Genomic DNA, 12,493 nt, shown 5'->3' with positions numbered 1-12,493 from the left:
GGGACAGCGCGTGAGCGTCAACTTGTCCAAGGGGCAGGGCATCAGCCTGCAGAAGTCCGACGGCGGCACCCTGAGTTCGGTGCGCATGGGCCTCGGCTGGCAGGCGGCGCCGCGGCGAGGACTGTTCGGTTCGCGTACCCGGGAGATCGACCTGGACGCGTCGGCGGTGCTCTTCGCCGACAAGCAGCCCGTGGACGTGGTCTTCTTCCGGCACCTCGTGAGCGACGACGGCTCGGTCCGGCACACCGGTGACAACCTGGTCGGCGGCGCCGGTCAGGGCGGCGACGACGAGGCCATCCTCGTCGATCTGCAGCGCGTGCCGGTCCACATCGACCAGATCGTCTTTACGGTGAACTCGTTCACGGGCCAGACGTTCCAGGAAGTGCAGAACGCGTTCTGCCGCATCGTCGACGAGACCAACGGCCAGGAGCTGGCCCGCTACACGCTCACCGGCGGAGGCCAGTACACCGCGCAGATCATGGCGAAGGTGCACCGTGTGGGCGCCGGCTGGCAGATGACCGCCGTCGGCAATCCCGCCAACGGCCGGACCTTCCAGGACCTGATGCCGGCGATCCTGCCGCACCTGTAGGCACGGCTTTCGACGTGTCGTGACCGCAGCTCCCGGAGGCATGAGGCCGCCGGGAGCTGCACCAATGAACACCGCTCACCATCGAGGGGACAGAGGCGATGACGGCCGAGCTGGTCCGGGGGCAGAACCATCCACTGCCCCACAACCGACTCGAGATCCGGGTGTCGGCCGGCAAACCCGTCGTCGCCGGCGCCACACTGGCCGACGAGAACGGCCGGGTGCCCGGCATCGAATGGGTCGCCCACCCCGCCCAGCCGGGCCTCCCCGGCATCGAGGTCTCCCGCAGTGCCACCGCGGACCACCGGATCACCGTCGATCTGGCTGCCTTCGCCGCTGCCGTGCACCGCGTGAGCGTGCTGCTCGCACTGCCGATGGGGCCCGCGGTGCCGACCCGCTTCGGCGCCGTCGCGGCCCCGTTCGTCGCCGTCACGGACCCTGACGGCACGGAAATCGCCAGCTACACCATCACGGGCCTGGACACCGAGTCCGCGGTCGTCGCCCTGGAGCTCTACCGCCGCCAGGACGCCTGGAAGGTGCGCGCCATCGGACAGGGATACGCGGGCGGCCTCACCGACCTGTTCGCCGACCAGGGCCTCGCCGACGCCGGCCCGCTGACCGCCGCCATCCAGGAGGCCGTTGCGCCCGGGCTCGCTCGCACGGTGGGCACACCCCCGCCGCGCACCACGGAGGTGCGCCGCAGTGCTCCGGCTGCCGCGTCCGGTACAGCGGCCGCCGATGCCGCCCCGGGCCCGGGTGCCGTGCCGTCCGCACCGTCCCAGGGGGCCCACGGCACCGCGGTGCCCGGCCCCGCCCCGGCGGACACCCCTGCCGATGGGATCCCAGGGGGCCAGAACCAGACGCACGGACCGGACCGGTCCCACGACGGTCCGATCAATTACACGCATCCCCGCCGACAGTCCGCCGCCCCTCCGCCGCCGCCCCCGGTCGCACCGCCCGCCGGTCCGGGCCGCGCCCCCGCCCCGGTCGCCGGGGACGCCACCGGCTGGTCCATGGAGGAGCGGCTGTACAACCAGGTCTGGGGCATGTTCGAGGACCTGGCCCGCACCACGGCGGCCTATCGCAGCGCCGTCGATTTCGCGGAGTCCCGCCTCGATCAGGAGCTCGACAGCGCACTCGCCGACCCGCGGAGCCGTATCGCCGGAACCGGTGACGCCGCACGCGAGGACGCCCGAGCCAAGCACGACCGGCTGACCACGCAGGCCCGTGAGGTCCTCGATCGCGACCTCGACCAGCTCTCGGCCGAATCCGAGGTCGTCGAGCCCGCCCTGCCGCCCGCCTTCGCCCGATGGGACAACCCCGTCTGGCACGCGTACCGCGTCCCGATGGAGATCCCCATGGCCGTGCGCCTCGGTGATCTGCACCTTCCGGAACGCCCCGAACTGCGCATCCCCATGCTCATCAGGCTGCCGCTGGAGCGCGGGCTGTGGGTCGACAGCGGCCGGGCCACATCCGAGGTGGCTTCGACGATGGACGAGGGCCGGCTGCGCAGGCTCGCCATGGACACCGCAGTGGCACTTGCAGCCCGGCTGCTCGCCGTCTATCCGGCCGGCGAGTTCACGGTCCGGGTCATCGATCCGGCCGGTGCCGCGGCGGCGGCGCTCGCCCCACTGGTGCAGTCCGGTGCGCTGGACGAGCCACCGGCCACCGGCGCCCAGGGTGTCTCCGCGATGCTCGCCACGCTCACCCAACGGGTCGATCTCGTGCAGATGGCGGTGCGCGGCGGTGCGTCCGACGCCCTGCCGCCGGACCTGGACACCGCCGAGCAGTTGTTGATCGTCAACGACTTCCCGCACGGTTTCGACGACCGCGCCGTCACCCAGCTGCGCTATATCGCCGACGAGGGCCCGGCGGTCGGCGTTCATCTGCTGATGGTCGCGGACCGTGAGGACGCGAGCGCCTACGGTCCGGTTCTCGACCCGCTGTGGCGATCCCTGCTGAGGATCACCCCGGTCCCGGACGACCACCTCGCCGATCCCTGGGTGCAGCACTCATGGACGTACGAGCCGCCGAGCGTCCCGCCCGGTAGCCAGGTGCTCCAGCAGGTGCTGGCCCAGGTCGCGGAGGCGCGCCGCACCTTGCGGCGTTGACGCCCGGGACGGTACCCGCAGGCACCTCGGGGACGGCGCGCGGCTGACGACGGGCCTTCCACCCTCGCTTCCGGGGGTGGAAGGCCCGTCCTCTTCGCCGAGGGACCAACCAAGCAGGGGACCCGCCCGGGCCGTGCTCCGGCACGGAAAGAGCGGAGGAGCGGGCAGAGCGGGGAGCGCAGAGGAAGCAGCACCGGACAGCGGGCCGACCGGGGCTGACCTGGCCACTTGACGCTTGCATTACCTTCCCCTTTACCTTTCTTTGGCCTTTCCTGTAATGTTCTTTGCGCGGAGGGGAGTACTCCCACATGCGGCGTGCCCGTCAGTACGGACGGACAGACACAGGTCGGTCCCGGGGCGCCGGCCCGGGCAGGGCAGCAGCCCGCCCGGGTGGAAGAGACCTCCGGCAGCGACGACGCTGATCAGTAGCCGTACGACGCCGGAGGCGCAGTGGACGTTTCATTGAACATGTGGGTGCTGACCATTCTCGGTCTGTCCGCCCTGATCGCGGTCGACTTCTTCATCGGCCGCAAGCCGCATGATGTGTCGATCAAGGAAGCGGGGATCTGGACGGTCGTCTGGATCGTGCTTGCCGCACTCTTCGGCCTCGGCCTGCTGGTGTTCGGCGAGAGCCAGGCGTCGGGCGAGTTCTTCGCCGGCTTCATCACCGAGAAGTCGCTCAGTGTCGACAACCTCTTCGTCTTCGTCCTGATCATGGCGAAGTTCGCGGTGCCGTCCCACCTCCAGCAGCGCGTGCTGCTCGTGGGTGTGCTGATCGCCCTGGTCCTGCGGGCCATCTTCATCGCAGCCGGCGCCGCGATCATTGCCAGCTTCTCGTGGGTCTTCTACATCTTCGGCGCGTTCCTGATCTACACCGCCTGGAAGCTCATCCAGGAGGCGCGCTCCGACGACGAGGAGGACGAGTTCGAGGAGAACCGCCTCCTCAAGTCCATCGAGAAGAAGTTCGGCGTCGCCGACCGGTACCACGGCACGAAGCTCTTCATCCGTGTCAACGGCAAGCGTGTGCTGACCCCCCTGATGGTCGTGATGCTCGCCATCGGCACCACCGATGTGCTGTTCGCGCTGGACTCCATCCCCGCGATCTTCGGCCTGACCCAGGACCCGTACATCGTGTTCACGGCCAACGCCTTCGCACTGATGGGCCTGCGCCAGCTGTACTTCCTGATCGGTGGACTCCTCAAGAAGCTGGTTCACCTCAGCTACGGCCTGTCCGTGATCCTCGGCTTCATCGGCGTGAAACTGGTGCTGCACGCCCTGCACGAGTCCGGGGTGCACGTCCCCGAGATCTCCATCCCGTTCTCGCTGGCGTTCATCTGCGGCGTGCTGGTCATCACCACGATCACCAGCCTCATCGCCTCCAGGAAGCAGGAGCGGCGTGAGGCGGCGGAAGCCGCCGAGAAGGCCGCGGCCGTGGAGACGGGCGGGCCGGGCGACACGGCCGACAAGGACAGCATCGACGCCTGAGACAGCAGGTCCGTGTCCCGGGCCTCCGACACCGGCCGGGCCGCTCAGGCGGCCCGGCCGGTGCTGTGCGTGGGCGTCGCTCAGACAGCTGCCCCCTCCTCCGCTGCTCCCTCGTCCGCGGTCTTCGTCGCCGGAGCCCGCGACGGCACGGTCTCCGGAAGCAGGGCGAAGCATCCGAGGCTGAGCAGCGCGATCCCGGTCAGATAGGCGGCGACGCCCCACGGCGGTCCGTGCCCGCCCGACATCGCCGTGGCCACGATCGGCGTCAGCGCGCCCCCCAGCACACCCGCCAGGTTGTAGCCCACGGCCGCACCGGTGCACCTGACCCTCGGTTCGTACAGCTCCGGCAGATAGGCCGCGATGACCGCGAACATGGTGATGAACGCGAGCAGGGCGACGAGGAACCCGACGAACATCAGCAACGGCTCCGCCGTCTGCAGCAGCGCCACCATCGGGAACATCCACACCACGGTGGCGGTGCAGCCGATGAGGCAGAGCGGCCGCCGCCCGTAGCGGTCGCCGAGCAGAGCCACCAGCGGCGTGGCCGCACCCTTGATCGCCACGGCGGCCATGATGCAGCCGAGCATGGTCGTACGGCTGACGCCGAGCTGCTCGGTTCCGTACGCGAGCGACCAGGTGGAGACGGTGTAGAACACGGCGTAACCGACCGCCAGCGCTCCGGCGGTCAGCAGCACGAGCCGCCAGTGTCCGCGGAGCACCTCGGCCAGCGGGAGCCGGGCAGGTTCGGTGATCTGATGGAACTGCGGGGTCTCCGCCAATGAGCTGCGCAGCAGCAGTCCGCCCGCCGCGAGCAGGCCCGCCGCCCAGAACGGCACCCGCCAGCCCCACTCCTGGAACTGGGCATTGCTCAGATTCGCCGACAGGACCAGCATCACCCCGTTGGCGAGCAGAAATCCGACCGCGGGCCCGATCTGCGGAAAGCTCGCCCACAGTCCACGGCGAGCCGCAGGCGCGTGCTCGGCGGTCAGCAGCACCGCCCCGCCCCATTCGCCACCGAGCCCGAGCCCCTGCAGGAAACGCAGCACCAGCAGCAGCACGGGAGCGGTGACGCCGAGCGTTGCGTACGACGGCACACAGCCGACCAGGACGGTGGCCAGTCCGGTCAGCAGCAGCGAGGCGAACATCACCGGCCGCCGTCCGTAGCGGTCGCCGATGTGGCCGAAGAGCACGGAGCCGAGCGGACGCGCGAGAAACCCGGCCGCAAACGTGCCGAAGGCTGCCAGGGTCCCCGCGATCGGAGAGAACGTGGGGAAGAACAGCGGTCCGAGCACCAGCGCGGCGGCGGTGCCGTAGACGAAGAAGTCGTAGAACTCCACGGCCGTACCGGCCAGGGAGGCCGCGGCCAGCCGGGTCATGGAGGGGGGAGCGGCCGGCACGGGTGGGCGCGGAGTGTGATCTTTACGCATGCCGCGCCCAACTACCTGTGATCGTCCCGGGTTACGGGGGCGCACGGAAGCACGGCGCGCCCTTCCGGGGAGCGGCACCGGGCGCGGGGCTCACCGGCCGTGGGCCCCGCGCGACAGGTGGCTCACCAGCCGCGTGCGCGCCACTCCGGCAGATGCGGCCGCTCCGCGCCGAGGGTGGTGTCGTTGCCGTGGCCCGGGTAGACCCAGGTCTCGTCGGCGAGGGCGTCGAAGAGCTTCGTCTCGACATCGTTGACCAGGCTGGTGAAGGCCTCGGGGTCCTTGTGGGTGTTGCCGACCCCGCCCGGGAAGAGACAGTCGCCGGTGAAGACGTGCGGGTGGCCGTGCGGGTCGTCGTAGATCAGGGCGATCGACCCGGGGGTGTGGCCGATGAGACGGCGGGCGGTGAGCTCGACCCGGCCGACCCGGATCGAGTCGCCGTCCTCGACCGCCACATCGGTGGGCACGGGAATGCCCTCGACGTCGTAACGGCCTGCGTAGGTGCGTGCCCCGGTGGCCTCGACGACCTCGGCCAGTGCCTGCCAGTGGTCGCCGTGCCGGTGTGTGGTGACGACGGACGCGATGCCGTCGTCACCGATCAGCCGGAGCAGGGTCTCGGGCTCGTTGGCCGCATCGATCAGCATCTGCTCGCCGGTGGTCCGGCAGCGCAGCAGATACGCGTTGTTGTCCATCGGTCCGACCGCGACCTTGGAGATCATCAGGTCCCTGAGCTCGTGCACGTCCGCCGGACCGCCGACCTTCACCGCTCCGCTGTAAGTCATGGGGCCAGCGTACTCAGCCGACTACAGCGGCGGCAGCACCGGCAGCGGGCCGCCCGAGACCTTCAGTGCCGAACCGGCACGGCGCCCGGCCAGCCAGCCGAGCAGGTCGGCGGGCGTTCCCTCGACGACCACCGTGCCCTCCGCCCCGCCGCCCGTAGTCCAGAACCGGCCGTCCGTGGTGGCCAGGCCGGTCGACGGTACGTCCTTGTGTCCGGTGAACCGCTCCGCGAGGAAGTCGATCTCGCGTTCCGTGAAGTCCGTGGGGAGGTCTTCCAGTTCGTAGCCGATGCCGAGGTCGACGTGGTGGAGCTCGATCTCGACGAGGCGCCGGAAGGGGATCCGGGCCGCCGCGTCCTTGACGCCGTTGCGCAGTTCGACGGTGCGGGTCCAGCCGGCGCCCTGGGCTTCCTGGGCGCCGCCCACGGCCTGGAAGCGCGCGGCGGTCTCCCGCACGTCGTCGAGCTGGACGTCGAGGGGCCGGGGCGCGCCCTGCTCGATGTCGGCATCGCGGGCCTCGGCGCTCGGATACATGGGGCGGCCCTCGAAGACGTTGACGAGGGCGTCCGCGTTACGGGCGAGATGGGCCAGGACATGGCCACGGCTCCAGCCGGGGAGCCGTGACGGCCCGGCGGCCGCCGCGTTGTCCAGGCCGGCGGCTGCGCTGAGGAGCCGCTCGGTCGCTTCATGTACAGAGGCCAGGTCACGTACAGGCTTGATCATGGGCCCGACGATAGTCCCACCACACGTTCGGGTGAAGGTGGCCGAGCAGCACCGAAAATCGAATGCGCGTGCTATAGGCTCGGTGGAGGCATCCTTGGTAGTCAGGCATTCATCCTCAGACAGTCAACGACCTCGTGGCCCCCCGGCCCGGAGCCGTCCGGGGACGGGGGCCGTACCCCCGCTTCTCCCACGACATCCCTCAAGAAAGGTGCGGACCCGGCGTGGCCGACCGTCTCATCGTCCGTGGCGCTCGCGAGCACAACCTGAAGAACGTCTCGCTCGACCTCCCGCGTGACTCACTCATCGTCTTCACCGGGCTCTCGGGGTCGGGCAAGTCGTCGCTCGCGTTCGACACGATCTTCGCCGAGGGACAGCGCCGCTACGTCGAATCGCTGTCCTCGTACGCCCGGCAGTTCCTGGGCCAGATGGACAAGCCCGACGTCGACTTCATCGAGGGCCTCTCCCCGGCCGTCTCGATCGACCAGAAGTCGACCTCGCGCAACCCGCGCTCGACGGTAGGCACGATCACCGAGGTCTACGACTATCTGCGGCTGCTCTTCGCCCGGATCGGCAAGCCGCACTGCCCCGAGTGCGGCCGACCCATCTCGCGCCAGTCGCCGCAGGCCATCGTCGACAGGGTGCTGGAGCTGCCCGAGGGCAGCCGCTTCCAGGTGCTCTCGCCGCTCGTGCGCGAGCGCAAGGGAGAGTTCGTCGATCTCTTCGCCGACCTGCAGACCAAGGGCTATGCCAGGGCCAGGGTGGACGGGCGGACGATCCAGCTCAGTGACCCGCCCAAGCTGAAGAAGCAGGAGAAGCACACCATCGAGGTGGTCGTCGACCGCCTCACCGTCAAGGACAGTGCCAAGCGCCGGCTCACCGACTCCGTCGAGACCGCGCTCGGCCTCTCCGGAGGCATGGTCGTCCTCGACTTCGTCGACCTCCCCGAGGACGACCCCGAGCGCGAGCGGATGTACTCGGAGCATCTGTACTGCCCGTACGACGACCTGTCCTTCGAGGAGCTCGAGCCGCGTTCCTTCTCCTTCAACTCCCCGTTCGGCGCCTGCCCCGACTGCACGGGCATCGGTACGCGCATGGAGGTCGATCCCGAGCTCATCGTGCCCGATGAGGAGCGGTCCCTGGCCGAGGGCGCGATCCACCCCTGGTCCCACGGCCACACCAAGGAGTACTTCGGACGCCTGATCGACGGGCTGGCCCAGGCGCTCGGCTTCAGCACGGACATGCCGTGGGCCGGGCTCCCGCAGCGTGCCAAGAAGGCACTGCTGTACGGGCACAAGACCCAGATCGAGGTCCGCTACCGGAACCGGTACGGCAGGGAGCGCGCATGGACCACCCCCGCCTTCGAGGGGGCGGTCTCCTTCGTCAAGCGACGCCACGGAGAGGCCGAGAGCGACTCCAGCCGCGAGCGCTTCGAGGGCTATATGCGCGAGGTGCCGTGCCCGACCTGTGAGGGCACACGTCTGAAGCCGATCGTCCTCGCGGTGACGGTGATGGAGAAGTCCATCGCCGACGTCGCCGCGATGTCGATCAGCGAGTGTGCGGACTTCCTCGGCCGGCTGACGCTCAACGCCCGGGACAAGAAGATCGCCGAGAGGGTCCTGAAGGAGGTCAACGAGCGGCTGCGGTTCCTGGTCGACGTCGGCCTCGACTACCTCTCGCTGAACCGGGCCGCAGGCACGCTCTCCGGCGGCGAGGCACAGCGCATCCGGCTCGCCACCCAGATCGGGTCCGGTCTCGTCGGTGTGCTGTACGTCCTGGACGAGCCGTCCATCGGCCTGCACCAGCGCGACAACCACCGGCTCATCGAGACCCTCGTCCGCCTCCGCGACATGGGCAACACCCTGATCGTCGTGGAGCACGACGAGGACACCATCAAGGTCGCCGACTGGGTCGTGGACATCGGCCCGGGCGCGGGCGAGCACGGCGGCAAGGTCGTCCACTCGGGACCGCTGAAGCAACTGCTGGGCAACAAGGAGTCGATGACCGGGCAGTACCTGTCCGGGAAGAAGTCGATCGCGACGCCGGACATCCGGCGCCCCGTGGATCCGGCCCGACAGCTGACGGTGCACGGCGCCCGGGAGAACAACCTCCGGGACATCGACGTGTCGTTCCCGCTCGGGGTTCTCACGGCCGTCACCGGTGTCTCCGGCTCCGGCAAGTCGACCCTGGTCAACGACATCCTCTACACCCATCTGGCGCGCGAGCTCAACGGCGCCAAGTCGGTGCCGGGGCGGCACACACGGGTGGACGGCGACGACCTGGTCGACAAGGTCGTGCATGTCGACCAGTCGCCCATCGGCCGTACGCCGAGGTCCAACCCGGCCACCTACACCGGGGTCTTCGACCATGTCCGCAAGCTCTTCGCCGAGACGATGGAGGCGAAGGTCCGCGGATATCTGCCGGGCCGCTTCTCCTTCAACGTCAAGGGCGGCCGCTGCGAGAACTGCTCGGGCGACGGCACGATCAAGATCGAGATGAACTTCCTCCCGGACGTGTACGTTCCGTGCGAGGTCTGCCACGGCGCGCGCTACAACCGGGAGACCCTGGAGGTCCACTACAAGGGCAAGTCCATCGCCGAAGTCCTGGACATGCCCATCGAGGAGGCACTGCACTTCTTCGAGGCCGTGCCGACCATCGCCCGCCATCTGAAGACGCTCAACGAGGTGGGACTGGGGTACGTCCGGCTCGGGCAGTCCGCGCCGACGCTGTCGGGTGGTGAGGCCCAGCGGGTGAAGCTGGCGAGCGAGCTCCAGAAGCGGTCCACGGGCCGCACGGTCTATGTGCTCGACGAGCCGACCACCGGACTGCACTTCGAGGACATCTCCAAGCTGATCACAGTGCTGTCCGGACTGGTGGACAAGGGCAACTCCGTGATCGTCATCGAGCACAACCTGGACGTCATCAAGACCGCCGACTGGGTCGTCGACATGGGTCCCGAAGGCGGCAGCGGCGGTGGTCTCGTCATCGCCGAGGGCACCCCGGAGCAGGTCGCGGGGGTCCCGGCGAGCCATACCGGCAAGTTCCTGCGGGACATCCTCAGCGCGGAGCGGATCAGCGACTCGGTGCCCCCGCAGTCACGCAAGACCGCCCCGGTCAGGAAGGCCGCGGCCGCGAAGAGGACGGTGGCGGCGAACTCCACCCCCACGAAGAAGGCCGCCACGGCCAAGACCGTCACAGCGGCCAAGACGGCCAAGACGGCCAAGTCCGCCACGGCGGCCAAGACGGCGAAGACCGCCACGGCGGCCACGACGCGCGCCCGGGCCCGCAAGGCCTGAGCCGCCGGGCGTGTTCAGCCCCGCCGCTGCCCGGGGGTGGCAGGGCTGTGCACGACCCCGCAACGCGCCCCTTGTCCCGGGTGCCACGCCGTACCCCCTGCCGGTTGCCCCTACGGGCCGAGGTCCTGTCCTGGCGATCTTTGAGGATCGGCCCGCGGCGTCGGATGCATGGGGTCTCCCCGGGCCCGTCGGGGCCGAGGGAAGCATCGCAAGGCGGTGGGGGCACCGGATGGCCATCGCCGACCGCCGACCGCCGGCTGCCGTCCGCCGACGGCCTCGCCGAGTCCACCGAGGGCGGCGTCGTCCTCTCCGTGGACCCGGCCGGCCGCGAGGTGGTCTACAGCGCGCCGGGTTCCGCGCCCTCCCCCTGGCTCTGCCGGGGGTGCCCCACCAGCCGGAGGACGGGGGAGATCACCTTCGTACCGGGCACCCCGTCGCGGGCCCGAGAGGAACGCCCTGGACAGAACCCAGGCGGCTCCGCCCGGCAGCCCCTCTCCCCGGGCAAGGGGCACGGCGGATCACGCCAGCTCGGACGCGTACGGCGGCTCCGCGCCGGTACGAGAGCAGGTCAGCGCGGCCGCACGGGCCGCGAAACCGAGGATCTCGGCCCATGTGGCTTCGTCCAGCGCGCGCAGCACGGGTACGGAGAGGGCGTCCCGGCGCGCCAGGGCGTGGAGCAGCGCCGCGTTCACCGTGTCGCCGGCGCCTATCGTGTCGGCCACCCTGACCGGCACCGCAGGTACGGAGACCTCCACGCCGTTCCGGGTGAAGACCGTCAGGCCCCGGTCGCCGCGGGTCAGCACCACTGCCGCCGGACCGCCCTCCACGAGCCAGTCCCGAGCATCGCTGCCGAGCCACCGGGCGTCGTCCTCGGAGAGCTTCAGCAGGGACACCGACGACAGCCAGCCACGAAAACGGGCCCGGTATGCGTCGGGGTCCGGGATCAGACCGTGGCGGATATTGGGGTCGAGGAGGGTGAAGGCCCCCCGTTCTGCCTCGCGCCGCAGCAGCGCCTCGTAAGCGCTCGCCCCCGGTTCCAGCACCAATGAGCACGTCCCGAACGCCAACGCCCTTACCTCGCCCGGTAGTTCCGGTGGCAGCTCGAAGAGCCGGTCGGCGCTGCCGGCCGTATGGAAGACGTACCCCGCGGAGCCGTCCGCCGCGAGCGAGGCGACGGCGAGCGTCGTGGGCTCGGGCCCGCGCTGCACCAGCGCCGTCCCGACCCCCGCCGCGCGCAGCCCGCCCAGGAGCGCCTCGCCGAAATCGTCCGTCGAGACACGGGAGCAGAAGGTGACGGGCGAGCCCAGCCGCCCGAGGGCCACGGCCGTGTTGTAGGGGCCTCCTCCGCGGCGGGGGAGGAGCGCCGGCAGGGATTCACCGCAGGCCGTCGCCCGCTGCGGGACCAGATCGATCAGGGACTCACCGGCGATGACGATCACGGCCAAAACGTAACCCATCGTGCTGGTCGGCAACAGTGCGTTCCTGGGGCAGCCCCCGGGCCGACCCGGTGGCGGGCACCGTGATCTGCGCCGGTATCGTCGGGTCTGTTCCGACGCCGCGCCCGCAACGCGTACGCATGTCCGCGCCCGCACCCGCCCGACCAGTGGAGAACCGATGTCCGGCCAGCCGCCCGCCCGCCGCACCGTGCTGAAAGGCGCGGCCCTTGCCGGGGCCGCCGGGCTGGGTGCCGCCGCCTGCTCCACCGAGTCCAAGCTCGGACACGCCCAGGTGCCCACCCCGACCGCACCCGTCGACCTCGGTGCAGCGGAGGCGGTCCCGGTCGGCGGCGCCAGGCTCTACCGCGAGCAGCGGCTCGTCGTGCACTGTCCCGCCGAAGGACAGTACAAGGCATTCAGCGCCCAGTGCACCCACGCCGGCTGCGTCCTGGACAAACTGGAGGGAACCGAGGGCAACTGCCCCTGCCACGGCAGCCGCTTCGACGTCACCACCGGCAAGGCCGTCCAGGGCCCTGCGACCGTTCCCCTGCCGGAGGTCCCGGTCACTGTCCAGGGCGGAAAGCTGGTCGCCGGCCCCCAGGCGTAGGGCCCTGCGCGAGCCCCGGTTGTCGGCGTCCGCCAGTAGGGTGGGCGGC

Annotated in this window: 9 protein-coding genes; 5 read left to right on the top strand and 4 right to left on the bottom strand. The window is 70.3% G+C overall.

What is annotated here, in order from left to right; translation table 11 throughout:
* Positions 1-10: 10 nt before the first annotated feature.
* From AC068D_RS14305 to AC068D_RS14295, 3 genes are all read left to right on the top strand, one after another.
* On the top strand, positions 11-589 hold the full coding sequence (locus tag AC068D_RS14305; RefSeq protein WP_478823303.1) for a TerD family protein: 579 nt from the start codon (positions 11-13) through the stop codon (positions 587-589).
* Positions 590-687: 98 nt separating this feature from the next.
* On the top strand, positions 688-2,697 hold the full coding sequence (locus AC068D_RS14300; protein WP_478823302.1) for a TerD family protein: 2,010 nt from the start codon (positions 688-690) through the stop codon (positions 2,695-2,697).
* Positions 2,698-3,147: 450 nt separating this feature from the next.
* Complete coding sequence (locus AC068D_RS14295) at positions 3,148-4,182, top strand: TerC/Alx family metal homeostasis membrane protein (protein ID WP_478823301.1); 1,035 nt, start codon at positions 3,148-3,150, stop codon at positions 4,180-4,182.
* An 80-nt stretch (positions 4,183-4,262) separates the two neighbouring features.
* Here AC068D_RS14295 and AC068D_RS14290 read toward each other — a convergent pair whose 3' ends face one another.
* The 3 genes from AC068D_RS14290 to AC068D_RS14280 all read right to left on the bottom strand — a co-directional run bounded on the left by AC068D_RS14290 (position 4,263) and on the right by AC068D_RS14280 (position 7,108).
* Positions 4,263-5,558, bottom strand: a complete 1,296-nt coding sequence (locus tag AC068D_RS14290; protein WP_478823300.1) for an MFS transporter — start codon at positions 5,556-5,558, stop codon at positions 4,263-4,265.
* Between the two features lie 173 nt (positions 5,559-5,731).
* Complete coding sequence (locus AC068D_RS14285) at positions 5,732-6,388, bottom strand: MBL fold metallo-hydrolase (protein WP_478823299.1); 657 nt, start codon at positions 6,386-6,388, stop codon at positions 5,732-5,734.
* A 21-nt stretch (positions 6,389-6,409) separates the two neighbouring features.
* Entirely contained in the window at positions 6,410-7,108 is a 699-nt protein-coding gene (locus tag AC068D_RS14280; RefSeq protein ID WP_478823298.1) for a maleylpyruvate isomerase family mycothiol-dependent enzyme, read from the bottom strand.
* A gap of 221 nt (positions 7,109-7,329) precedes the next feature.
* Between AC068D_RS14280 and uvrA the strand changes: the two genes are divergently transcribed.
* Complete coding sequence (uvrA, locus tag AC068D_RS14275) at positions 7,330-10,401, top strand: excinuclease ABC subunit UvrA (protein WP_478823297.1); 3,072 nt, start codon at positions 7,330-7,332, stop codon at positions 10,399-10,401.
* Positions 10,402-10,919: 518 nt separating this feature from the next.
* On the opposite strand, the gene AC068D_RS14270 is transcribed toward uvrA, so the two are convergent.
* The gene (locus AC068D_RS14270) at positions 10,920-11,840 is read right to left on the bottom strand and encodes a carbohydrate kinase family protein (RefSeq protein ID WP_478823296.1); all 921 of its coding nucleotides are present in this window, start codon (positions 11,838-11,840) and stop codon (positions 10,920-10,922) included.
* Between the two features lie 175 nt (positions 11,841-12,015).
* Between AC068D_RS14270 and AC068D_RS14265 the strand changes: the two genes are divergently transcribed.
* Positions 12,016-12,444 (top strand): Rieske (2Fe-2S) protein, encoded by a 429-nt coding sequence (locus tag AC068D_RS14265; protein WP_478823295.1) that lies wholly within the window; start codon positions 12,016-12,018, stop codon positions 12,442-12,444.
* Positions 12,445-12,493: the final 49 nt, after the last annotated feature.

It is taken from the genome of Streptomyces sp. NPDC043861 (assembly GCF_056435905.1).
Note: the sequence above shows the minus strand (reverse complement) of the source record. Positions and strands in the feature narration are given on the sequence as shown.

Bases quoted from the DNA above. Each gene is read 5' to 3' on its own strand.
- AC068D_RS14300 (WP_478823302.1), top strand. From the start codon at position 688: ATGACGGCCGAGCTGGTCCGGGGGCAGAACCATCCACTGCCCCACAAC.
- AC068D_RS14290 (WP_478823300.1), bottom strand. From the start codon at position 5,558: ATGACCCGGCTGGCCGCGGCCTCCCTGGCCGGTACGGCCGTGGAGTTC.
- AC068D_RS14285 (WP_478823299.1), bottom strand. From the start codon at position 6,388: ATGACTTACAGCGGAGCGGTGAAGGTCGGCGGTCCGGCGGACGTGCAC.
- AC068D_RS14280 (WP_478823298.1), bottom strand. From the start codon at position 7,108: ATGATCAAGCCTGTACGTGACCTGGCCTCTGTACATGAAGCGACCGAG.
- AC068D_RS14265 (WP_478823295.1), top strand. From the start codon at position 12,016: ATGTCCGGCCAGCCGCCCGCCCGCCGCACCGTGCTGAAAGGCGCGGCC.